This window comes from Hydrogenophaga sp. (assembly GCF_019635465.1).
GTDB lineage: Bacteria > Pseudomonadota > Gammaproteobacteria > Burkholderiales > Burkholderiaceae_C > Hydrogenophaga.
The window spans coordinates 12,619-35,087 of record NZ_JAHBZK010000024.1; the positions used below are offsets into that span (position 1 = coordinate 12,619).

Genomic DNA, 22,469 nt, shown 5'->3' on the forward strand with positions numbered 1-22,469 from the left:
AACCGTGGCGATCGGACCACATCGGGCGCCGCGACGTGCGCGACATCACACGGCCAAGCTTTTGGTTTACGGCCTTTCCCGATGACAGGATAGGGGTGGGGGTAGGACAATCCATGCATATCGAACGACCGTTCGCTTTTTCGGGTTTTCACATGACATTCAAGCCTCTGCGCGTGCTGGCGCTGGCCAGCACTCTCTTCGCCTGCCTGTCGGCTGGCGCAGCCACCGTCGAGGTCGGTGGTGTGCCACTGGAGGACCGCGTCACCGTGGCAGGTTCCCCGCTTGTCCTCAACGGCGCCGGCGTGCGCTACAAGGCGGTGTTCCAGGTCTACACGGCCGGTCTGTACCTGAGCGAAAAGGCCGACACGCCCGACGGCGTGCTGGCCGCGCCGGGCGCCAAGCGCATGACGATCACCATGCTGCGCGACATCGACGCTGCCGAACTGGGCAAGCTGTTTTCGCGTGGCATGGAAGACAACATGGACCGCTCGGCCTTCTCCAAGCTCATCCCCGGTGTGCTGCGCATGAGCCAGATCTTTGCGGAGTACAAGCGGCTGAACAAGGGTGATGCCTTCCAGGTCGACTGGGTGCCAGGCACCGGCACCATCCTCACCGTGCGCGGCCAGGTGGAAGGCGCGCCGTTCAAGGAGCCCGAGTTCTTCAACGCGCTGATGCGCATCTGGCTCGGCCCCAAACCGGCCGACTGGCGCCTCAAGGACGCCCTCCTAGGGAAAACCCGATAGGGCAACCGCCCGCCGTGGGAGGGGCGCCGGCCATCCAGCCGAAGCCGGTTCGGGGTCGAAGTCCGACGACTTCCTAGGTACGGTACGGAGTACTCAAAACTCCGTACCAAGTCCTTACATCCCATGCGCCGTCGTCACGTCCTTCAGGCCGCAGCCGCTGCCGCCACCGCCACCCCGCTGTTTGTTCGCGCCCAGGAATCCAACGAGATCACGGTCGCCCAGATTTCGCCCTTCACCGTGCTACCGGCGCCCGACGCCAAGGAGCTCTTCGAAGGCGCCCAGGCGGCCTTCGACGAGATCAACGGCAAGGGCGGTGTCGGCGGGCGAAAGGTGAACCTGCTCAAGTACGACGACGCCTACAGCTACGACGGCTTCAAGGCGCGACTGGCCGAGGCCATGGCACGCAAGCCGCTCGCCCTGTTCTCGCCCATCGGCTCCGGCACCTTGAAGCAGATGCTCGACAACAAGGTCCTGGACACCACCGATGTCATCGTGCTCAACGCCATCCCCGGTGCGGCGGTGATCCGCGAGCCCGGCCACCCCAAGCTGTTTCATGTGCGCGCGGGCGACGAGCAGCAGATCCGCAAGATCGTGGCGCACGCGCAGGCGCTGAACATCCGTTCATTGGTGGTGCTGTACCAGAACATCCCCATGGGGTCCTCGGGCCTGGCTTCCGCACAGGCCGCGGCGCAAGGAACGGACCTGAAGGTATCGGGCGCGCAGTCGAGCCCGGCCGTGGCCGACCTGGAAAAAGCCGCCGGCAACCTCGTGGAAAGCAATCCGCACGCGGCGCTGGTCATCGGCGCGCCCAAGTTCATGGGTCAGGCCGTTGCCGCCCTGCGGGCCGCCGGCATGTCGCAACAGATCTTCTCGCTGTCGTACCTGCCGGCGCCTGCGCTCAAAGCCCTGGCCGGCGCCGGTGCACGCGGCGTGGGCATTGCGCAGACCTTCCCCAACCCGAACGGTGTGACCCTGCCGCTGCAGCGCGCGTTTCGCGCGTCGATGCAACGCACGCACCAGGACCTCAAGACCTACACGCCCTTTCACCTCGAGGGTTACCTGACGGCACAGGTGTTCACGGAAGCCGCGCGCAAGTCCCGAGCACTGACGCCCACCGCGCTGGGCGAATCGCTGCACCGCATGGGTGAGCTGGACCTTGGCGGCTTTCGCGTCGACTTCAGCAAGGGCAACGAGGGCAGCCACTGGGTCGACATCGGCGTGGCGACCGCCGACGGCCGCTTGATCTACTGAGGCCGTCGATCGACGCTGCCCAGCCACGCAGGCAGCGCGTCGAGCCGGTCCACCACCGCATCGGCGCCGGCATCATGCACCGGTGCGCCGTGGTTGTACCCGTAGCTCACCAACACCACCGGACACCCCGCGCCGCGAGCAGCCTGCGCGTCGTTGAGTGAATCGCCCACCACCAGGGTGCGCGCGGGCGCTGACGCCAGCGCCCGGCAGGTTTCGATCACGGGCAAAGGGTCGGGTTTGCTGCGCGCAAAACTGTCACCGCCAAACACCTGCGCGAAGTGGACATCGAGCGCCTTGGTACGCAGCAATTCGCGTGCAAAGGCCAGTGGCTTGTTGGTCAGGCAGGCCAGCCGAAGGCCTTGCTTTCGCAAAGCCACCAAGCCCTCGACAACACCTGGGTAGACCTCGCTGTGCTGCCCGTTGACGGCACGGTAGTGCCGTTGGTAGTGCGCCCAGGCCGAGTCCAGCACCGTCGCCACCGACGGCCCATCCAGCCCGCCGTGCGCCAGCGCGCTGCGCAACAGGTGCATCGAGCCCTTGCCCACCATGCGCTCGATGTCGGTGCGCGCCACGGTCGGGCGGTCCAGATCGCGCAGCGTTGCGTTGAGCGCCGCATCAAAGTCACCCAACGTGTCCACCATCGTGCCGTCCAGGTCCACGATGACGGCATCCACCGGGCTCCCCGCACTCACTTGAGTGCCACACGCATCTGGTCGATGACCGACTTGTAGTCGGGCTTGCCGAAGATGGCGCTGCCGGCCACGAAGGTGTCGGCACCGGCGTCGGCCACGCGTCGGATGTTGTCGGGCTTGATGCCACCATCGACTTCCAACCGGATGTCCTTGCCGCTGGCTTCGATGCGCTTGCGCGCCTGCTCGATCTTGCGCAACGCCGAGTCGATGAAGCCCTGACCGCCAAAGCCCGGGTTCACGCTCATGATGAGGATCAGATCGATGTCGTCGATCAGCCAGTCGAGCACATCCAGCGAGGCGCCCGGGTTGAAGGTCAGGCCGGCCTTGATGCCACGCGCCTTGATCGCCTGCACACTGCGGTGCACGTGGGTGCTGGCGTCGGGATGAAAACTGATGAGGTCGGCCCCTGCATCGGCAAAGGCCTGGGCCAGTGCGTCCACCGGTTGCACCATCAGATGCACATCGATAGGGACAGCAGTCCCATCCGGTGTCTTGGCATGGGGTTTGAGCGCCTGGCACACCATGGGGCCGAACGTGAGGTTGGGCACGTAGTGGTTGTCCATCACGTCGAAGTGGATCCAGTCGGCGCCGGCGGCAACGACGTTCTTCACCTCGTCGCCCAGGCGGGCAAAGTCGGCCGAGAGGATGGAGGGTGCGATGCGGTAGGTGGTCATGGTGTGCAGGGGCTGGAGCGGGCGGGACTGGCGCGCATTGTCTCAGGCCGCAGGTAACATGCCGCCATGCCCAAGTACCTCTTCGCCTGCGAGGCCGAGCCGCAGTTCCTGAGCGAGCAATCCGCGCCCGAGGAGGACCTGTTCGCCTTCGCCTACACCATCACGATCACCAACGCCGGTGACACCACGGCCCAACTGATCGCCCGACACTGGATCATCGAAGACGCCCTCGGCCACACCGAAGAGGTCAAGGGCCTGGGTGTGGTGGGTCACCAGCCCCTGCTGCGCCCTGGCGAGTCCTTCCAGTACACCAGCGGTACGCGCTTGCGCACACCCACGGGCAGCATGCGCGGCAGCTTCTTCTGCGTGGCCGAAGATGGCGAACGCTTCGAGTCCCCGGTGCCCGAATTCGCCCTGCATGCGCTGGACGTGGGCGGTGGCGACGCCGCCTCCCGTGTGCTGCATTGACCCCCGCACGGCCCATGGACCTGCCGGCGCTGCTGGACACCCTTGATCCCGCCGCGCCCCTGGCCGAGCGCCACCTCTGGTTGGTGGACGCGCTGGCGTGGGTGCGCGGCGAAGGCAACGACGTCAACGCCAGCGTGGCGCGTCTGCGCAGCTTTGTCGAAGCCCTGGAGCACAACGAGGCCCTGCAGGCGCGTTGGCGTGACTGGCTGCGCGTTTTCGTTGGCGCCATCGACATCACGCCGTTGCTGGCCGACTTCGGCTTCGGCCCACGCAGCGCGTTCATGAGCGAGCTGGCGCACCGGCTGCGCCACAAGGTCCTGCCCGGCACGCCTGAGACCACCGACCTGGCCGAGCTCTTCGCCCTGCTGCTGCCCGCGCGTGCCGACGTGCACTGGATCAAGGCGCTCGACACCCACACGCTGCAGCGCCTGGGCCAGTTGCTGCCCGACGGCGCCACGCAGGTCTGGAACGACGCCCTGATGGACGCGCTCACCTTCTGTGTGAGCCAGGTCAGCGCCACCGGCTTCGCCTCCGAGATCCGCATCCGCATGTCGGACACGGCCAAAGCCGAAAAGCCCTTTCACGAACTGCCCTCCACCCTGGAAGGCCTGCGGCGCGAAGTGCGGGTGCACGGCACGCACAGCGAGGAAGCCGCGCAGGCGGCCGAACGCTTGCGCGAGCAGCTCGACGAATGCCGGCATGCCGCCTACACCGTGTACCACCACCTCGAGGAACACGGCGTGTCGGTCGGCATCGTGTTCCGCCTTCGCCAGATGCGCGAGCACATCGTGCGCATCAAGCAGTTGCTGGACTGCCTGCTGTCTGACAAGCCCGGCCGTGCCAACGCCGCGCTGCTGGGTGACCTGGTGCAGATCGGCATCGACAACCGCAGCGTGCGCGCGCTCGTGGCCAGCAGTTCGCACCTCACCGCGGCCAAGGTCGCCGAGCGCAGCGCTGAGAGTGGCGAGCACTACATCACCCGCAACGGCGCCGAGTACCTGGGCATGCTGCGCAAGGCCGCCGGTGGCGGCTTCGTGCTGGGCTTCACCACCTGGCTCAAGTTCGGGCTGGTCGGGCTCGGCCTGTCCGCCTTCTGGTCGGGCTTTGCGGCAGGTTTCAATTACGCGGCCAGCTTCGTGCTCATCATGCTGCTGCACTGGACGGTTGCCACCAAGCAGCCCGCCGTCACCGCGCCGGCCATGGTGGCCAAGCTCAAGGACATCAAGGCCACGGGGGCGGTGCGCCGCTTCGTCGACGAAGTCGCCAACCTCATCCGCTCGCAGATCGCGTCCATCCTCGGCAACATCGGCCTGGTGATTCCCACCGTGGCGCTGCTCAGCTTGGCACTGCAGTTCGTGACCGGCACACCCATGATCGATGCCGACAAGGCCCATCACACGCTGGACGATCACCACCTGCTCGGGCCCACCGTCATCTTTGCCGCCTTCACCGGCGTACTGCTGTTTGCCAGCAGCATCATCGCCGGGTGGGTCGAGAACGGGTTCGTGTTTCACCGGCTGGATTCGGCCCTGGCGCACAACCCGCGCTTCACCCGCGTGCTGGGCAAGGCGCGCGCGCAGCGCTGGGCCGGCGTGCTGCGCAACAACATCTCGGGTCTGGCCGCCAACATCTCGTTGGGCTTCATGCTCGGCCTGCTGCCGGTGATTGCCGAGTTCTTCGGTCTGGGCCTGCAGGTACGCCACGTCACGCTGTCGGCCGGGCAGGTCACCGCCGCAGCGTTCGCGCTGGGCACCGATGTGCTGCGGTTGCCCGCGTTCTGGTGGGCCGTGGCCGGTGTGGCGCTCATCGGCCCGATCAACCTCACCGTGAGCTTCTACCTGGCCTTTCGGCTGGCCCTGCAGGCACAAGCCATCAGCACCACCAACCGCCAGCTCATTGGCGCGGCCATTCGCCGGCGGTTGCGCTCGGCCCCATTGAGCTTTGTGCTGCCGTGGCGCGTACGCACCGAGCCCGACGACGACGCGGCGCCCGACAGCCCCGGCGGCACCCATGGGTGAGTTCGACCTCATCGCGCGCCACTTCACGCGCGCGGCACCGAGCGGCAGTGCGGTGGTGCTGGGCGTCGGCGACGACGGCGCGCTGCTGCAACCCACACCCGGGCACCAGTTGGTGATCAGCAGCGACATGTTGGTCGAGGGTCGACACTTCTTCCCTGGCGCCGATCCCGAGCGCCTGGGCCACAAGGCGCTGGCGGTCAACCTCTCCGACCTCGCCGCGATGGGCGCCCGCCCCATCGGCTTCACCCTCGCCCTGGCATTGCCAGAAGCCGACGACACCTGGCTGGCCGGCTTTGCCAAAGGTCTGTTCGCCCTGGCCGATGCCTGCGCCTGCCCGTTGGTGGGTGGCGACACCACGCGCGGCCCACTCAACCTGTGCATCACCGTCTTTGGCGAGGTGCTGCCCGGGCGCGCACTGCGACGCGACGCAGCCCTGCCCGGCGACGATCTCTGGCTCAGTGGCCGCACCGGCGAGGCACGCCTGGCGCTGGCCCTGCGCCGCGGCGAAGCCTGGGCCCGGGGCGATCTGGCCTCGGTGGCCGAGCGCATGGACCGCCCCACACCGCGCCTCGCACTGGGGCAGGCACTGGCGGGAATCGACGGCGTGCACGCCGCACTGGACGTGAGCGACGGCCTGCTGGGCGATCTGGGCCACATCCTGCGGGCCAGTGGCGTGGGGGCTGACGTCTTTGTGGACGCGCTGCCGGTGGCGCCCGCGTTGCGCGGCCTGGATGAGAGACACCGCCTGGACTGCATGGTGGCCGGGGGGGACGACTACGAGTTGCTGTTCAGCGCGAGCACGGCCAGCGCGCCGCACATTGATCGGATCGGTACCGAGCTGGGCCTGAACGTGACGCGCATTGGTCGACTGGTCCCGGCGGAGGGGCTTCGCCTGATCGACGCGACGGGGCAATCGCGTCTGGCGCAGCCGCTCGGCTTCGATCACTTCGGCAGCCACTGACAGCGAGTCGCGACTTTGGCTGTCGCGCCCGCGCCAGGCGTCGCGCCAACGCACCAGCTTTGACAAACATCATGCGCAACGGGTCGAGCATCCCCTAGCATCCGTGCATTGCCGAGCCTTCGCTGCGGGACACACCGCCTCGACAGAACGCCGGCCGAGGAGATGAGATGCCTTCCCGTTTGCGGTTGCCGTTCTGTGCCTGCTGTGCGGCCGCTGCATTGCTGGCGGGGTGTGCCAGCTTCGTCAACGACGACACCCACCCGCTGCGCATCGAGTTGGCTCAAGCCGACGGCCGCCTCGTCGACGGCGCCCCCTGCACGCTGATCCGCGGCGCCCAACAGATCCAGGTCTGGTCCGGCGAAACCATGCCCGCCCTGCGTGGACGCGACGACATCCACGTCACTTGCCGCGCCAACGGTCAGAGCGAGGCCACTGGCACGCTGATTTCGCGCGCCAATGTCGGCCTAGCCGGCAACATCTTCTTTGGCGGTGGCGTGGGCGCCATCGTCGACCACAGCAACGCCCGCGCCTACACCTACCCCACCTGGGTTCGACTGGTTGTCGGCGAAACACGCGTCTACGACCGGCGCGACGAAGTGGACGGCCAACCGCTGCTCGGGCAACCGCCCACGCCCAACAAGCCATGACGGCACATATTCCCTTCCCAACCACCCGAGGCCCTCAAATGCCCCTGTCCCGTCGCATCCTCACCCTGACGCTGGTGCTGTTCGCCGCGCTGCTCCATGGCTGCGCCATCCGCACGCCGCCCTATGCCCCCAGCGTGGACAACATCGACCTGGCGCGCCACAGCGGCGCCCGGCCTGTTGCGCTGGGCAGTTTCGTGGTCGGGGCTGGTCTCGACAGCGGAACACGCATCGGGCTGCGCGGCGCCAGCATGGAATCCTCCGTGGGCAGCGACTACGCGGCCTATCTGGCGCAGGCGCTTCGCCAGGAGCTGCACCTCGCTGGCAAGCTCGACCCGAAGTCCACGATCGAGATCTCGGGAACGTTGGTGGGCAATGACATCGCCGCCGCCGGCATCTCGACCAACAGCGGCTACGTAGAAGCACGGTTCGTGGTGCGATCGGCCGGGCAGGTGCGCTACGACGCCGTCAAGCGCGCCGAGGCCAGTTGGGATTCCTCCCTCATGGGCGCCATCGCCATTCCCAAAGCCCAACAGCAGTACCCCGCCCTGGTGCAAATGCTGTTGAAAGCACTGTGGTCGGACCCCCGGTTCGTCGCCGCCCTCCAATAACACCCTCGAAAGGCACTCCCATGCTCAAGCGTTTCCTGCTCCTGATGGCCCTGCCTGTTGTGGCGGCCCTCGTGGGCTGCGCCCACCCGATCTCGCTCACGGCCGACACAGCGCCTTTGATGGGCCTGGGCACCGGACAAAAGGTCGACCGCACCGCCGTTCTCGTCATGACGGAGGCCCAACTGGCGCAAGAGGTCGTGAGTCCTGGTGGCGGCGGCGACAAAGTCAGCTACAAGCCCTACAAGGACATGCAGTCCGGCCTGTATGTGGCCTTGAACGAGGTGTTTGCCCAGACCCGCGTCGCCACCAGCCTCAACGACCCGCGCGTGGGCAACGATCCGGCCACGCTGGTGGTGATCCCGACCATCACCACCACGTCCTACTCGCCCAGCCTGTTCACCTGGCCACCCACGATCTTCACGATCACGGTCGAGCTGAGCCTGACCGACGCGGGTCGCACGACGCCATCGGCCAAGGTGCGCGCGCAGGGCGAAGGGCGCGCGGAGTTCGATGAGTTCAAGAGCGATTTCTCGCTGTCGTCCAAACGCGCCGCACAGGACGTGCTGACCAAGCTGATCAACGCGCTGCAGGCACAGGCCGACAACGTGCGCCGCTGGACCACCACCCAGGCCGAGCAGCCCGCGCATTGATCGGCAGCGGCGCTGGCCTCATTCGCCCGCCAACGCCGCCACCACCACCCGCACGCCGCGCTCGTCCAGCCGTTCGCAAGTCACCCAGACGAAGCGCCCAGCGGGCGCTGAAACGGCATCCGCTTCGGCCGTGGCCCGATCGGTGTGCCCGTCCACCAGCACCACCACGCGCTGCAGATGCCCGGCCGCGGCCAGCACCGTCAGCTCGTGGCGGCACCCTTGGTTGTGGGCCTGAAAGCCGCGCAGGTCCATGAGCACGATGTCGGCGCGCCCGACCAGGGCGTTCAGCGCCAGTTGCCAGGTGTTGTCGTGGCAGTAGCACTCCTCCACCCGGTAGCGGCCATCGGGGTCGGGGTCCGTGCGCATGGCGTCTTCGCGCCGCCACAGCTGCTCGGCGTCGCCAATGAAGCGCTCGTTCAAACGCCCATTGAGGAAGGTGAAGACGTCGTCGGGGTCGATGGTGCGGCTGAGCAGGTCGGTGCCCGCGATCAGCACCGTACGCCCCACCAGGCGCCAGCGCTCAATGACGCGATCGAACAGCACCTGCACCGCTGCGTCCTGCTGGAACACCCGCAGCACCAGCAGCGTGGCGGGCGTGCCCTGCGGCCGCAGCCATGCGCGCATGGCCCACTGCATCAACGGCAACCACAACCAGGGCAGCAGCGTGACCAGGCCGACCCAGCCGCTGCCTTGCAGCGATGGCAGCGCGCTGGCCGACAACACCACCGCCCAATACGCCGCCACGAGAAAGCCCAGGTCCGAAAAGCGCTGTGCCTGGTAGGCCTGCGCCAGCACACGCGCCAGCCACCAGGCCGGCCAGGCCAGCACCAGCCACGGCAACACCGCCAGCAGCACGATGCTTGGCCAGGCGCCCAGCACGCCCACCAGCCAGAGCAACCACGCCGGCGGCGACCCCAAGCCGTCAAGCTGCCACAGCTGCACCGCCAGCGTGCCGGCCGACCACAACAGCCCGATCGGCAGCAGGTACGGCGCGATGGCGCGAATGCGCCCACTGGCGCCGATCAACAGACTGACCACCGCCGGCAAAGCCACCAGTCCGGCCAGCCAGCCCGCGCTGCTGCCCAGCGACAAGGGCTCGACCGAGCGCCAGCGCACCAGCAGCAACATCACCAGCAGGTACACGCCCACCGCCAGCCAGGTGCGCGTCCAGCTCCAGCGCCACAGCAACCCCCAGGTCAGCACCAGGGGCCACGCGTACACCAGCCCCAGCGTGAGCCAGCGCCCCGGCGTCAGCAGGCCCTCGCCGTACAGCAGCGCCAGGGCCAAAGCGGCATGGGTGAGGCCGATGAGCAGACCAACGCCAGTGAGCGCGAGCATCTGGCGTCGCATGGCGCGATGCAGTCGATGCGCACCGGGCAACGGTGTGCGCGGCTGCGACGGTGTCTGCGTGCCAGGCGTTGTGGCACCGCGCGCAGCCGGCGTGTTTGGCGTCAGCCGCATGAGCGCGAGCATGCGACGCCGGTACAGGCCGCCGATGAGCCAGGCCGCCACCACCGCGATCAGCACGCCCAGCAGCAAGGCCGTGAGGATGGCTCCCGAGTTCAAGGTCTGCCTCCGCAATGGTCCGGCGGGCAGTATCGGACCGCCACCTATCATTCGGCAATGACCGCGAGCCCCGTCACCTCCCCCACCTGGCGATTTCTGCTGAGCCACCCGGCCCACTTCATTGCCCTGGGTGGCGGCGCCGGCCTGGCCCGCGTGGCCCCCGGGACCGCGGGCACCTTGTGGGCCTGGGTCGGGTGGCTGGTGTTGCAGCGGGTGCTGCCCCACGACAGCCTGGGCCTGGTGATCGCCATCGCGACCCTCATCGGCTGGTGGGCGTGCACGGTGACGGCTCGGCACATGGGCATTGCCGATTCGGGCCACATCGTGTGGGACGAAGTGGTGGCCTTCTGGCTGGTGCTCTGGCTCATCGCGCCCAGCAGCTTCTGGGCGCAACTGGTGGCGTTTGCCCTGTTTCGCCTGTTCGATGCCGTCAAGGTGGGCCCCATGGCGTGGGCCGACCAGACCTTCAAGGGTTTCGGCCCGCGCGGCGGCTTCGGCATCCTGCTTGATGACTTCGCCGCGGCCTTGTGCACGCTGCTCGTGATTGCGCTGTGGCGCTTCTGACGCGGAGATCCCGATGGACGACCCGACCCTGCTGAACCTTGTCACCCGGCTGTCGCACCACCTGCTCGATCGCGGCTGGATGATGGCCACCGCCGAGAGCTGCACCGGCGGCCTGATCGCGGGCGCGTGCACCGAACTCAGCGGCTCCAGCGACTGGTTCGAGCGCGGCTTCGTCACCTACTCCAACCTCGCCAAGACCGAGCTGCTGGGCGTGCCCGACGCGCTGATTGCCGAGCACGGCGCGGTGAGCGAGCCGGTGGCGCGCGCCATGGCGCTGGGCGCGCTGGACCGGTCCCCGGCACGCTGTGCGGTGGCGGTGACCGGCATTGCCGGCCCCACCGGTGGCTCGCCCGACAAACCGGTGGGCACCGTGTGGTTCGGCTGGTGCACCCCGGCCGGTCAGTTCACCCAACGCGAGCAGTTCGACGGCGATCGCGCAACGGTGCGCCGTGCCACGGTCGCCCACGCGCTGGCGGGTCTTCTGCAACGCCTGCCCTGACGCCGCGGCGCGCGATGGCCGAACCCTTCAAGCTGCTCATCAATGCCGAGACGGTGCGCCACGCCAGCGCGCACCTGCGCAGGCAATGGCGCGGCTTCGACACGCGCCGCTTCGAGACCACCCTGCTCGACGGCCTCGACGCGCTCGAGTTCAAGGCCCGCGCCATGCGCTGGGCCGATGCGCTGCAAGCCACGATGCCCGCGGACTTCGACCGCGCCTGTGGCCTCATCGAGCAGGCCCTGGCACCGCCGCTGTCCGTCGACGAGGCCGGCGAACCCATTGGCCTGCAAGGTGGCCTTCACCCGGACGGCATCGCCGGCTGGGCGTTGTGGGGCACGGGCGAGTGGGTGACGCGCAGCGGTCAGCACGCGCCGCTGCGCGCGCTGCAATGCCTGCACGCCATTACCCAACGCTTCACCGCGGAATTCGCCATCCGGCCCTTCATCGCGCAACACCCCGAGGCCGTGTGGCCGGTGCTGCGGCAATGGGTGCACGACGACAGCGCCCACGTGCGCCGCCTGGTGAGCGAAGGCAGCCGCCCTCGCCTGCCCTGGGGTTTGCGGCTGCAAGCCCTGGTGAAAAACCCGGCGCCCACGCTGCCTCTGCTGCTGGCCCTGCAGGACGATCCCAGTGCCTACGTGCGGCGCAGCGTCGCCAACCACCTCAACGACATCGCCAAGGACCACCCTGCCCTCGTCGCCCAGTGGGTCGGCCAGCACCGACCGGGCGCCTCGCCCGCGCGCGAAGCACTGCTGCGCCACGCGAGTCGGGGTCTCATCAAGGCCGGGCACGCGCCCACCCTGGCGGCCTGGGGCCTGACGCAGGGCTTCGACGGCAGCGCCACGCTGCGCCTGTCGGCGCGATCGGTGCGTGTGGGCGAGCGCATCGACCTGTTGGGTGAACTGAAAGCCACCAGCGCGCAGCACCTGGTGGTCGACTACGCGGTGCACCACGTCAAGGCCAACGGCGGCACCGCCCCGAAGGTCTTCAAGGGCTGGAAGCTGTCGATGGCCGCGGGCGAGACCCGCTCGCTGCAGAAGTCGCACTCGCTGCGCGAGGTCACCACGCGGCGCCTCTACCCGGGGCGTCACCGCATCGAGTTGCTGGTCAACGGCGTGGCCGTGGCCGACGCCGCCTTCGAACTCAAGCCTTGATCAGCAGCGGCGCCAGCCCGCGCCGCGGCGCGGGCTGCACGGTGGGCCCCTTGCCCAGCCGGGCCCACATCTGCACCGTGTGCGCAGGTGCCGGCGCGCCCAGCAACGCGTGAATCTCGGCGTACAGGTCGCGCATTTCGGGGTACTCCTGCAGGGCCTGCGAGATCGGCTGCATGGCCAGCCCTTGCGCGGTGGCCGCCAGTTGCGCCCGCACCCAGGCACGCCCCGCCGCGATCTGCGTCGGGCGGTCGTTGCCCTGGGTGACGAGCCAATAGAAGGCCGGCGTGCCGTCGATCTTGCGGTTGAAGTCGTCGAGCTGGCCCGTGGTCGCCATGTCGTCGGGGCCGGGCGCCACGGTACGGTCGAACACGCCGGTGGCGTCCATCAACCGCACCAAGGGGTCGTTGAGCGACAGACCATCGCGGTGGCGGGTAATCTCGTCGGGCCCGATGCGCAGCCAGCGGTAGGACTCCAGCACCGTGCGCGGGGTCGTCAGCTCGATGCGCCACGCCGCTTTGGCGATGTCGCGTTGGCGGGCGAAGCTGTCGCCGTCGGCTGCGGTGCTGACACCGGCGCGCATCGACGGCCCACCCCCGGCGGCCACGATGGCCGCCATGGCCGAGGGCGACGGCGCGGTGGCTTCGTACATCTCGCGGTTGGTATGGCGCAGAAAGACCTGCGCGAACAAGGGATCGGGCCGCTGCGATGCGTCGGGCACCAGGCGAATCCGCGCCGTCGGCCGGTCGTCCACCGCGTCGGCGGCGAACACGCCGTCGGGAAACAGCGTGATGTCGGCGCGGTGGCCGCGCTGGCGGGCCGCCTGATCGAGCAGCTCGATGAAGGTGCCCTGGCTCATCAGCATCTGGCGCGACAACGGGTCGGTCTCGGGCAGCAGCCGCGTTCGGTCCAGGTGCAGGGTGATCTGGTCGGGCACCGACAGGTCCACCAGCCAGCTCTGCAGGTTGTGCGAATGGGGTGCCAGCAAGGCGTGCGACAGCACCCAGCGCCGCAGGTCGGCTTCTTCCTGGGGGCCCTGCCAGGCCAGCAGCGCCCCCTCGGGCAGGGCTTTGCTGCAGCCGGTGGCCCCCAGGGTGGCGGCGGTGATCACACCACCGCCCAGAATTCGAAGCAGGTGTCGACGTTGCATGTTGCACTCCAGGGCGAACGATGTCAGCGATTGTGCGCAGCAACCACTTGAACAACAATCGCCCAACCCGGCACACCAGCCATGCACATATGCATACCCAGGACTTCAACTGGACACTGATCCGCTCCTTTCTTGCCGCCCTGGAGCACGGCAGCCTGATGGGCGCTGCACGCGCCCTCGGCATGCACCAACCGACACTGGGCCGACACATCGCCGAGCTCGAATCGCAACTGGGCGTCACGCTGTTCGAACGCACCGGGCGCGGCCTGCAGCCCACCGCCGACGCGCTGCGCCTGGCCGAACCTGCGCGGGCGATGGCGGGCTCGGCAGACCAGCTGGCGCGCCAGGCTCGTGGGGCGCAGGCGCGGGTGCAGGGCACGGTGCGCATCAGCGCCAGCCAGCCCGTGGCCTGCGTGCTGCTGCCGCCGGTGCTCGTGCAACTGCGCACGCGCCTGCCCGACATCCACATCGAACTGGTGGTGAGCAACGCGGTGAGCAACCTGCTGCAGCGCGAGGCCGACATCGCGGTGCGCATGGTCAGGCCCGAACAAGGGACCCTGGTCGGCAAACGGGTGGGGCAGGTCGGCATCGGCGCCTACGCCCACCGCGACTACCTGCAGCGGCGCGGCACGCCCCGTCGCCCCGAGGACCTGCTGCAGCACGAACTGGTGGGCTTTGACCGCCAGCCCGACATCGTGCGCGGCTTTGCCGCCATGGGGCACACCCTCACCAAAGACCAGTTCGCCTTGCGCACCGACGACCTCGTGGCTTACGAGGCGCTGGTGCGGGCCGGCGCGGGCATCGGCTTCCTGGCGCACTACGTGGCGCGCCAGTCGCCCGAACTGGTGCACCTGTTGCCCCTGGCCAGCATCCCGCCCCTGCCGATGTGGCTGGTGGTGCACCGGGAGATTCGCAGCAACCCGCACATCCGCTCGGTCTGGGCCGCCTTGTCGACCCAGTTGCCCGCGGTGTTGGGGTCATGACGCGCCGGCCCGGGGTTACACGCGGCTCCTATACTGGCCCGTCTTCCCGACCCACCCACACAGGAGCACGACATGGGACTCTTCAGCACCATCCTCGACAAACTGGGCATTTCCAAGGCCGAGGCCGCCACGCCACCCGCAGCGCCCACCGCGCCCGTTGCGCCGGCCCCTGCCCCTGTGGCCGCCGCACCCACGCCCGCAGCCTCCGCACCGGCCGTGGTCAACCCCATTGCCATGGTCGACGTGGTCGCCCTGCTCGAGAAGAAGGCCAAGGCCAACCCGCAGAAACTGAACTGGCGCACCTCCATCGTCGACCTGCTCAAGCTGCTCGACATGGACAGCAGCCTGCAGGCCCGCAAGGACCTGGCCAAGGAGCTCTACTGCCCCGACGAGCTCATGAACGACTCGGCCAAGATGAACATGTGGCTGCACAAGAACGTGCTGGGCCACGTCGCGGCCAACGGCGGCAACGTGCCCAAAGAGCTGCTCGACTGAGCGCCACGTGGCCATGATCCGCGTCCACCACCTCAACAACTCGCGCTCGCAGCGCGTGTTGTGGCTGCTCGAAGAGCTGGGTGTGCCCTACGAGATCGTCCGCTACGAGCGCGACAAGAAGACCATGCTGGCGCCGCCTGAGCTGCGCAAGGTGCACCCGCTGGGCAAGTCGCCCGTGGTCACCGAGGGCAAGCTGGTGCTGGCCGAGTCGGGCGCCATTCTTGAGACGCTGGTGGAGCGCCATGGCCCGCAGCTGCGCCCCGACCCGGCCTCGTCGGCCTTCCTGCGCTATCGCTACTGGCTGCACTACGCCGAGGGCTCGCTCATGCCGCCCTTGCTGCTCAAGCTGGTGTTCGATCAGGTCGAGAAAGCGCCACTGATCGTGCGCCCGGTGGCCAAGGCCATCTCGGCCACGGTCAAGGCGCGCTTCATCACGCCCAACCTCACGCAGCACCTGGACTTCCTCGAAGGCGAGCTGGCGCAGAGCCCCTGGTTCGCGGGCGATGCGTTCAGTGCCGCCGACATCCAGATGAGCTTTCCGGTCGAGGCCGCGGCGGCACGCGCCGGGCTCAACAACAGCCGGCCCCGCCTGATGGAATGGTTGCAGCGCATCCACGACCGGCCGGCCTACCACCGCGCCATCGACAAGGGCGGTCCGTACGAGCTGCTGGGCTGAGCGGATTCCGCCCGGGCGCGCTCAGGCGCCGTGGCAGCGCTTGAACTTGATGCCGCTGCCGCACCAGCACGGGTCGTTGCGCCCCGGCGCTGGCGCCTGACGCACCGGCGCCTGGCGCGGCCCCAGGCTGTGCCAGATGCGGTACAGGTCGTAGACGGACCAGATGGCGGAGGCAAACGCGTCCAGGCGCGGCTCGCTCACGCTGGGCGCGGCCTGCTCGTTGTGCAGGTTGACGGATGGGCGCGCTGTGTCGTCCTGCGTCAGTGCATCCACCTCGTCCAGCGCCCGCTCGATCCAGGACGCGGTTTCCTGGTCGCGCGGCAGCGCCCATTCCTCGGTCCATTGCTCCACCACGAACAGGTAGCCCAGGGCCCAGACCTGGCCGTACGACGGGATCGGTACATCGGCCGCAGGGCGTTCGGCCTCGGGCAGTGCGGCAATGGCGCCGCGCACGTCCATCACCTCGGGGTGGTAGCTGCGCGGGTCGTCCAGCGCCTCGATGTCGGCGGACAGCGCCTCACGCACCTCGGCTTCGCGCCGCTGCCACAGCGACAGGAAACGCTCGTACGCGGCGGTGTTGGGAAAGTGCGTGCCGTCGGCATGCGGGACGGTCGGCAAAGGGCCTGTTCCGAGCAACACCGGCAGCCACTCTTCGGCGGGCACCGGGCGTCGGGTGCACAGCAGCGCGGCCATGGCGCCTTCGAGAAACTCCCACTCGGGAACCTCGTCATCGCGTGTGCGCAACTCGTCGAGCAGCGCGTCGAGTTCGTCGAAATCGGCCCCTTCAAGGGGCGAAGGCTTGGCGGTGTCCATCTGGCGGGCGCCCCGGTGGGGCCGAAAGCCCGCCAGTGTAGGTCAGGGCGATCAGCCGCGGTGGCCGGGCGTGGGCTCGACGACGCCGAACGCCAGGGCCGCCAGCGGTGTGTGCGATGGGGTGGGGTTGGGTGAGGTCGCTTCGCGCCGCGCCTTGACGTCGCGCCGAACGGGCCGCTGCGCGCCACGCCAGGCGTCCTGCAGCATCTGCCAGGCCACGGGCTTGACCTTCATCGACTCCGGCTCGTCCATCATGATCGGGAACATCGCACTCTCCTGGAACCGCAGGCTGGCAATGGCCCTGCCGCGTTGCCTGCCTCTCGCGGTGGGTCGGTGAGGCCATTGTTCGCTTGTACAAGGTGATCGCCAATAATGCGCACGCACCATTTCGCGGACCCCGCACGCCGCCTGTCACTCGCCCGCCCATGCTTGATCGCCTCAACGCCGTCTATCCCGTCCGGTACACCGTTCTCGCCCTGTGCGCGGTGCTGACCCTGTTGAGCCTGTTCACGCTGGTGGCCTTCGGCATCGGCGGATTCTGGGTGCTGTTGTTCGGCGCACTCACTCTGCTGGGGGGCTGGGACTTGCGCCAGACGCGCAGCTCGGTGCTGCGCAACTACCCGGTCATCGGCCACCTGCGCTTCATGTTGGAGTACGTGCGACCCGAGATTCGCCAGTACTTCATCGAGAGCGACACCGAGGCCATGCCGTTCTCGCGCAGCCAGCGCAGCCTGGTCTACGCCCGCGCCAAGGGCGAGACCGACAAACGACCGTTTGGGTCGCAGCTGGACATGCAGAACAACGGACACGAGTGGCTCAACCACTCGATGGCGCCCACCCAACTGACATCGAACGACTTTCGCGTGCGCATCGGTGGCCCGGCCTGCACCCAGCCGTATGAGGCCAGCGTCTTCAACATCTCTGCCATGAGCTTTGGCGCCCTGTCGGCCAACGCTGTCCAGGCGCTCAACGCCGGTGCTGCGCGCGGGCGATTCGCACACGACACCGGCGAAGGTTCCATCTCGGCCTGGCACCGTTTGCACGGCGGCGACCTGATCTGGGAAATCGGCTCCGGCTACTTCGGTTGCCGCAACGACGACGGCAGCTTCAACGAGGAGAAGTTCGTCGCCAACGCGCTGGACCCCCAGGTGCGGATGATCGAACTCAAGCTCAGCCAGGGCGCCAAGCCCGGCCATGGTGGCGTGCTCCCGGGTGCGAAGGTCACCGCCGAAATCGCGGCCGCGCGTGGTGTACCGGAAGGCGTGGACTGCATCTCGCCCGCCGCCCACAGCGCCTTTGGCACCCCGATCGAGCTGCTGCAATTCATCGCTCGTCTGCGCCAGCTGGCCGAAGGCAAACCGGTGGGCTTCAAGCTGTGCATCGGCCACCCCTGGGAGTGGTTCGCCATCGTCAAGGCCATGCTGCAGACCGGCCTCACGCCAGATTTCATCGTGGTCGACGGCGCCGAAGGCGGCACTGGCGCGGCGCCGCTGGAATTCACCGACCATGTGGGCGCGCCTTTGCAGGAAGGTCTGCGCCTGGTGCACAACACGCTCGTGGGCGTGAACCTGCGCGATCAGATCCGCATCGGGTGTGCGGGCAAGGTCGTCAGCGCCTTCGACATCGCGCGCGCGATCGCCATCGGCGCTGACTGGTGCAACAGCGCGCGGGGCTTCATGTTCGCGCTGGGCTGCATTCAGGCGCAGCACTGCCACACCGGTCAATGCCCGACCGGCGTCACCACGCAGGACCCATTGCGGCAACAGGCGCTGGTGGTACCCGACAAGGCCGAGCGCGTCTGGCGCTACCACCAGAACACCCTGGCCGCGCTGCAGGAGCTGGTGCAGGCCGCAGGGCTGCAACACCCCAACGACATCACCGCACACCACCTGGTGCGGCGTGTGAGCGACAACGAGGTGCGCTTGCTGGCCAACCTGTTGCCAACCACATCACCCGGCGCGCTGCTCGACGACGACCCAGAAGGCGAACACGCCGTCTTCACCACTTGGTGGCGACGCGCGAGAGCCGACAGCTTTGCGTTGGCCTGATGCCCTGTCTGGTCCCCTGAACCAGGAGACTAAGTCCCGGCGTCGTCTTCGTTGACCCGCTCGGTGCGCTGCAGCCGGCCGCGCGCGTCGTAGACCTTGCGCCGCAGCAGCACGCCGCGCTCGCTGTACTCCTCTTCGCGCTGCAAGACGCCGCCCGGCGCGTGATAGCGCTGCCAGCCCATCAGGCGGCCATTGCGCTCACGGTTGAGGGCCGCGGGGGCGCCGTCCTCGTAGAAGCTGCGCGTCTCGCGCAGTTCGTCTCGCCCCATGCGCTGGATGGTCTGGTCCAGCTTGAGCTGGCCTTTGAGGTACCACTGCCGGATGCGGGCCTCATGCCCTCGCACCCACTGCACCTCCTGGGTGAGCTGCCCGGACTCGGCGTACTCACGGCCCACGCCCTCGCGCCCTTGGTAGTCCTCCTGGGCAGGCTCGATCAGATCGATCTCGTGGCGCAGACGCCCGGAGGGATAGAACACCCGCTTGATGCGGTGATCGGGCTCGCCGCTGCGATCCTCGAACGTTTCACTGCGCACCAGCTGACCCTGCGGATTGACGATGGTCAGGTTCATCAAGACCCCGTGGCGGTAGCGCACCGTGCCCAGTGCCTTGCCGGGCTCCTTGAAGAGCGAGATGTCGCGCACCTTCGCGTCGTGTCCGCACACCTCGCGGTCGGCTGGCAGCAGGCTGGTGGGCGCGCACCGCAACTCGGCCAGCGTGCCGTCGGGCCAGCGGCGCAACAGCACGGACGCCCGCCGACCATCGGCCGTCATCACGCGCTCCAGCACCGAGCCATCGCTGGCCTGGCACCGTTGCTGTCCGGGCGGACCCAGCGCCGTGCAACGCAGCTCGTCGGCCAGCACGTGGCCGACGGCGTGGCCCATCGCCATGACGCAGGCGATGCGCGCCACGAGGCGGGTCATGCCGCGTTCTCCAGCACCAGGTCGCGCGGGGTGCAGGCCTTCACACCGACCCGCGCCAGCCGTTTGGCCAGCGCCAGCACCAGCGCGTCTTTGCTCAGCAGCAAGGCCTGGTGTGCCACGGCCAGGTCAATGAAGCGCTGGTCGTCGGCGTCGCGGCAGGTGTAGGGCGCCTTGGGCGCTTCGTCCACGCGGTGGCTCATGTGCACGAAGCGTTCGAGCACCGGAGCGGCGCCGCCGTCGCCCAGGCGGCGCGCGATGTGCGGGTAGTCGAGCACGCGCCGCAATTCTTCGTGCATGCCGTCGCTGGCCAGCCAGCGCAGGCGGGCCTGCTGCAAGGCCTCGTGCAGATCGGCGCAGGCCGGGTCGTTGAAAACGAACAGGTCGAGCACGACATTGGTGTCGATCACGACCGGCGCCATGTCAGGCCTCGCGCGGTTCGGCGCGCGGCGCGCGCGCGGTGAGGTCGAAGCGGAACAGGCGGCATTCGATCGGCCCGTTCCACAGCGGCACGCGGCGCGACTCCTTGAAGCGCATGCGCCCGGGCAGCTTCAGGTCGGGCGTCAGCAGCCACGCGCTCCAGCCGGCGTAGTGCGTCTTCCAGTGGGCGGCCAGGCGCTCGAAGAAGGCGTCGGCGGTGTGACCGTCGTCGTCACGCGCCTGCTCGCGCCCCACGGTGAAGGTGCGTGCCCGGTCGGCCGCGTTGCGCCCCGCCACACCCGCCGCGGCGATGCGTTCGCCATAAGGCGGATTGAGCAGCAGGATGCCGGCGCGCGCGCTCGGCGGTTGCCGCTGCAGGGCGTCACCACCTCGGAACTCGATGGCCTGTGCGACCCGGGCGCGCGCGGCGTTGCGCTGCGCGAAGTCGACCATGCGAAAGGCCACATCGCTGCCGAACACGATGGGCGCCTGGCCGGCCGGCCAGGGGCGCTCGGTGGCACGGGCCTGCTCGCGCAGCGCTTGCCACACGTGCGACTGGAACGGCAGCAGCTTCTCGAAGGCAAAGCGGCGCTGGCCACCCGGCGCGATGTTGAGCGCCATCTGCGCCGCCTCGATGGGGATGGTGCCGCTGCCGCAGCAGGGGTCCACCAGCGGCGGGATGTCGGCCAACGTCGGCGCTTCGCGCGCGAGCGCGTCCCAGCCCGTAGCGACGATCATGGCCGCAGCCAGCGTCTCCTTGAGAGGCGCGTCGCCCTTGTCCTCGCGCCAACCCCGCTTGAACAGCGGCTCGCCCGTGGTGTCGATGTAGAGCGTCAGCGTGTCTTTGGTGAGGTGCGCGAACAGGCGCACATCGGGCCGCGCGGTGTCCACACTGGGACGCTCACCGCGTTTGTCGCGAAAGCGGTCGCACACCGCGTCCTTGACCTTGAGCGCCGCGAAGTTCAGGCTCTTGAGCGGGCTGTGCTGGGCCGTGAGTTCGACCTTGATGGTCTGGCGTGGCGTGAACCAGATTTCCCAGGCCACCTGGCTGGCGGCATCCTGAATGTCCTGCTCGCTGCGGTAGGGGCCATGCCACAGACGCACCAGCACGCGCTGCGCCAGGCGACTGTGCAGGTTCAGCTGCAGCGCGTCGCGCCAGGCACCTTGCAGGCTCACTCCGCCGCGCGAGCGCTGCGTGGCCTCGATGCCGGTCACGCGTGCCACCTCGGCGGCAAGAAAGTCCTCCACGCCGGCAGCGCAGGGCAGAAACAGGTGCAGCTGGTTCACAGTGATTTGCGCAGGTTCGCGGGCGCGATGCGCATGGCCTCGCGGTACTTGGCGACGGTGCGGCGCGCGCACTCGATGCCCTGCTCCTTGAGCAGGTCGGACAGCTGGTTGTCCGACAGCGGTTTGTTGGGTTCCTCGGCGGCGATGAACTGCTTGAGCAGCGCGCGCACTGCCGTGCTCGACGCGTTGCCACCGGTCTCGGTGCCCAGCGAAGAGCCAAAGAAGTACTTGAGCTCGTAAGTGCCGAAGGGCGTGGCCATGTACTTGGCGGTGGTCACGCGGCTGATGGTGGATTCGTGCAGACCCAGCTCGTCGGCGATCTCGCGCAGCACCAGCGGGCGCATGGCCAGTTCGCCATGCACGAAGAAGTTCTTCTGCCGCTCGACGATGGCGTTGGACACGCGCAGGATGGTGTCGAAGCGCTGCTGGATGTTCTTGATGAACCAGCGCGCCTCCTGCAGCCGCTGCTGCAGGGCCTGGTGGCCTTCGCCCTTGTGGGCCTTGAGCGCGCCGGCATAGATGTCGTGCACGCGCAGGCGCGGCATCACGTCGCTGTTGAGCTGCACCCGCAGGCGCGCCTGCCCGCCGCGGCCCACCTGGGTCACGATGACATCGGGCACCACGACGTTGCGTTCGACGTCCACGAAGCGGCGGCCCGGCTTGGGCTCCAGCCGCGCAATCAGCGCGATCGCGGCCTTGACCTGCGCCTCGGTGCTGGCGCTGAGCTGGGCGAGGCGCTTGATGTCGCGGCGCGCCAGCAGTTCCACGGGCTGCGCGCACAGGCGCAGCGCGGTGTCGCAGGCCTCCTCGCCCTCGCCTGCCGCCTGCAGGGCTTGCAGCTGGAGCGTGAGGCATTCCCCCAGGGTGCGCGCGCCCACGCCCGGCGGGTCCAGGTGGTGCAGCAGGCGCAGCGCCACGGTGAAGCGGTGCACCAGCTCCTCGAGCTGCTCGTCGTCATGGCCGGCCAGCCCGAGAGCCAGGGTCTCGATGGAGTCATCGAGGTAGCCATCGTCGTTGAGCGACTCGATCAGGAAGCGCAGCGCGGCGTTGTCCTCGGGCGACAGCCGCAGCATCAGCGCCTGGCGGTGCAGGTGCGATTGCAGCGACTCCTGGGATCGCGCCAGCTCGGTGGCGTCCATTTCGCCGTCCTCGCCGAGGTTGTTGCGGCGCGCCGGCGCATCGCCGCCC

Annotated in this window: 25 protein-coding genes; 15 read left to right on the top strand and 10 right to left on the bottom strand. The window is 68.6% G+C overall.

Annotated elements, in window-relative coordinates:
• The first annotated feature begins 152 nt into the window (after positions 1–152).
• On the top strand, positions 153–743 hold the full coding sequence (locus KF871_RS18305) for a chalcone isomerase family protein (protein WP_291145933.1): 591 nt from the start codon (positions 153–155) through the stop codon (positions 741–743).
• 123 nt (positions 744–866) lie between these two features.
• A complete protein-coding gene (locus KF871_RS18310) occupies positions 867–1,994 on the top strand; it encodes an ABC transporter substrate-binding protein (protein WP_291145936.1) in 1,128 nt (375 codons plus the stop codon).
• Here KF871_RS18310 and gph read toward each other — a convergent pair.
• A complete protein-coding gene (gph, locus tag KF871_RS18315; RefSeq protein WP_291145939.1) occupies positions 1,988–2,668 on the bottom strand; it encodes a phosphoglycolate phosphatase in 681 nt (226 codons plus the stop codon). The genes KF871_RS18310 and gph overlap by 7 nt on opposite strands.
• A 14-nt stretch (positions 2,669–2,682) precedes the next feature.
• Positions 2,683–3,360 (bottom strand): ribulose-phosphate 3-epimerase, encoded by a 678-nt coding sequence (gene rpe, locus KF871_RS18320; protein WP_291145942.1) that lies wholly within the window; start codon positions 3,358–3,360, stop codon positions 2,683–2,685.
• A gap of 66 nt (positions 3,361–3,426) precedes the next feature.
• Here rpe and apaG point away from each other — a divergent pair, with 66 nt between their 5' ends.
• The 6 genes from apaG to KF871_RS18350 all read left to right on the top strand — a co-directional run bounded on the left by apaG (position 3,427) and on the right by KF871_RS18350 (position 8,712).
• Entirely contained in the window at positions 3,427–3,828 is a 402-nt protein-coding gene (gene apaG / locus KF871_RS18325) for a Co2+/Mg2+ efflux protein ApaG (RefSeq protein WP_291145944.1), read from the top strand.
• Positions 3,829–3,842: 14 nt separating this feature from the next.
• Positions 3,843–5,846, top strand: a complete 2,004-nt coding sequence (locus KF871_RS18330) for a site-specific recombinase (protein WP_291145947.1) — start codon at positions 3,843–3,845, stop codon at positions 5,844–5,846.
• Complete coding sequence (gene thiL / locus KF871_RS18335; protein ID WP_291145950.1) at positions 5,839–6,807, top strand: thiamine-phosphate kinase; 969 nt, start codon at positions 5,839–5,841, stop codon at positions 6,805–6,807. Before KF871_RS18330 ends, thiL begins: the two co-directional genes overlap by 8 nt.
• Positions 6,808–6,974: 167 nt before the next feature.
• The gene (locus KF871_RS18340; RefSeq protein WP_291145953.1) at positions 6,975–7,454 is read left to right on the top strand and encodes a hypothetical protein; all 480 of its coding nucleotides are present in this window, start codon (positions 6,975–6,977) and stop codon (positions 7,452–7,454) included.
• Positions 7,455–7,492: 38 nt separating this feature from the next.
• Positions 7,493–8,062 carry a hypothetical protein gene (locus KF871_RS18345; protein ID WP_291145955.1) on the top strand — a complete coding sequence of 190 codons (570 nt, stop codon included), beginning with the start codon at positions 7,493–7,495 and terminating at the stop codon, positions 8,060–8,062.
• 20 nt (positions 8,063–8,082) lie between these two features.
• A complete protein-coding gene (locus KF871_RS18350; RefSeq protein WP_291145957.1) occupies positions 8,083–8,712 on the top strand; it encodes a hypothetical protein in 630 nt (209 codons plus the stop codon).
• Between the two features lie 18 nt (positions 8,713–8,730).
• Here the strand turns inward: KF871_RS18350 and KF871_RS18355 are convergent, their stop codons facing one another.
• Positions 8,731–10,278, bottom strand: coding sequence for a hypothetical protein (locus KF871_RS18355; RefSeq protein WP_291145960.1), 1,548 nt, complete (start codon positions 10,276–10,278; stop codon positions 8,731–8,733).
• A gap of 57 nt (positions 10,279–10,335) precedes the next feature.
• Between KF871_RS18355 and KF871_RS18360 the strand changes: the two genes are divergently transcribed.
• The 3 genes from KF871_RS18360 to KF871_RS18370 are packed head-to-tail and all read left to right on the top strand — an operon-like array spanning position 10,336 to position 12,495.
• A complete protein-coding gene (locus KF871_RS18360) occupies positions 10,336–10,842 on the top strand; it encodes a phosphatidylglycerophosphatase A (RefSeq protein ID WP_291145962.1) in 507 nt (168 codons plus the stop codon).
• Positions 10,843–10,855: 13 nt separating this feature from the next.
• Entirely contained in the window at positions 10,856–11,341 is a 486-nt protein-coding gene (locus tag KF871_RS18365) for a CinA family protein (protein WP_291145965.1), read from the top strand.
• Between the two features lie 14 nt (positions 11,342–11,355).
• Positions 11,356–12,495, top strand: coding sequence for a DNA alkylation repair protein (locus KF871_RS18370; protein WP_291145967.1), 1,140 nt, complete (start codon positions 11,356–11,358; stop codon positions 12,493–12,495).
• On the opposite strand, the gene KF871_RS18375 is transcribed toward KF871_RS18370, so the two are convergent.
• Complete coding sequence (locus tag KF871_RS18375) at positions 12,485–13,642, bottom strand: twin-arginine translocation pathway signal protein (protein WP_291145971.1); 1,158 nt, start codon at positions 13,640–13,642, stop codon at positions 12,485–12,487. The two genes, KF871_RS18370 and KF871_RS18375, sit on opposite strands and share 11 nt — an antisense overlap.
• 89 nt (positions 13,643–13,731) lie before the next feature.
• On the opposite strand from KF871_RS18375, the gene KF871_RS18380 reads away from it, so the two are divergent.
• The 3 genes from KF871_RS18380 (at position 13,732) to KF871_RS18390 (ending at position 15,796) form a co-directional block, all read left to right on the top strand.
• The gene (locus KF871_RS18380) at positions 13,732–14,625 is read left to right on the top strand and encodes a LysR family transcriptional regulator (protein ID WP_291145973.1); all 894 of its coding nucleotides are present in this window, start codon (positions 13,732–13,734) and stop codon (positions 14,623–14,625) included.
• A gap of 72 nt (positions 14,626–14,697) precedes the next feature.
• A complete protein-coding gene (locus tag KF871_RS18385) occupies positions 14,698–15,120 on the top strand; it encodes a DUF3597 domain-containing protein (RefSeq protein WP_291145975.1) in 423 nt (140 codons plus the stop codon).
• A 13-nt stretch (positions 15,121–15,133) separates the two neighbouring features.
• The gene (locus tag KF871_RS18390; RefSeq protein WP_291145997.1) at positions 15,134–15,796 is read left to right on the top strand and encodes a glutathione S-transferase; all 663 of its coding nucleotides are present in this window, start codon (positions 15,134–15,136) and stop codon (positions 15,794–15,796) included.
• A 21-nt stretch (positions 15,797–15,817) separates the two neighbouring features.
• Here the strand turns inward: KF871_RS18390 and KF871_RS18395 are convergent, their stop codons facing one another.
• Positions 15,818–16,609 carry a UPF0149 family protein gene (locus tag KF871_RS18395; RefSeq protein WP_291145977.1) on the bottom strand — a complete coding sequence of 264 codons (792 nt, stop codon included), beginning with the start codon at positions 16,607–16,609 and terminating at the stop codon, positions 15,818–15,820.
• A 51-nt stretch (positions 16,610–16,660) separates the two neighbouring features.
• Complete coding sequence (locus tag KF871_RS18400) at positions 16,661–16,876, bottom strand: hypothetical protein (RefSeq protein ID WP_291145980.1); 216 nt, start codon at positions 16,874–16,876, stop codon at positions 16,661–16,663.
• Between the two features lie 158 nt (positions 16,877–17,034).
• On the opposite strand from KF871_RS18400, the gene KF871_RS18405 reads away from it, so the two are divergent.
• Positions 17,035–18,657, top strand: coding sequence for an FMN-binding glutamate synthase family protein (locus tag KF871_RS18405; RefSeq protein WP_291145983.1), 1,623 nt, complete (start codon positions 17,035–17,037; stop codon positions 18,655–18,657).
• Between the two features lie 29 nt (positions 18,658–18,686).
• On the opposite strand, the gene KF871_RS18410 is transcribed toward KF871_RS18405, so the two are convergent.
• The 4 genes from KF871_RS18410 to rpoN all read right to left on the bottom strand — a co-directional run.
• Positions 18,687–19,577: a hypothetical protein gene (locus KF871_RS18410; protein WP_291145986.1), complete on the bottom strand. Its 891-nt coding sequence runs from the start codon at positions 19,575–19,577 to the stop codon at positions 18,687–18,689.
• The gene (locus KF871_RS18415; protein ID WP_367172069.1) at positions 19,574–19,984 is read right to left on the bottom strand and encodes a putative toxin-antitoxin system toxin component, PIN family; all 411 of its coding nucleotides are present in this window, start codon (positions 19,982–19,984) and stop codon (positions 19,574–19,576) included. Before KF871_RS18415 ends, KF871_RS18410 begins: the two co-directional genes overlap by 4 nt.
• 13 nt (positions 19,985–19,997) lie before the next feature.
• Positions 19,998–21,281, bottom strand: coding sequence for a THUMP domain-containing protein (locus KF871_RS18420; RefSeq protein ID WP_291145992.1), 1,284 nt, complete (start codon positions 21,279–21,281; stop codon positions 19,998–20,000).
• Positions 21,278–22,469, bottom strand: a 1,192-nt coding sequence (gene rpoN / locus KF871_RS18425; protein ID WP_291145994.1) for an RNA polymerase factor sigma-54, incomplete at its 5' end; no start/stop codon positions are given. The genes rpoN and KF871_RS18420, both read right to left, overlap by 4 nt.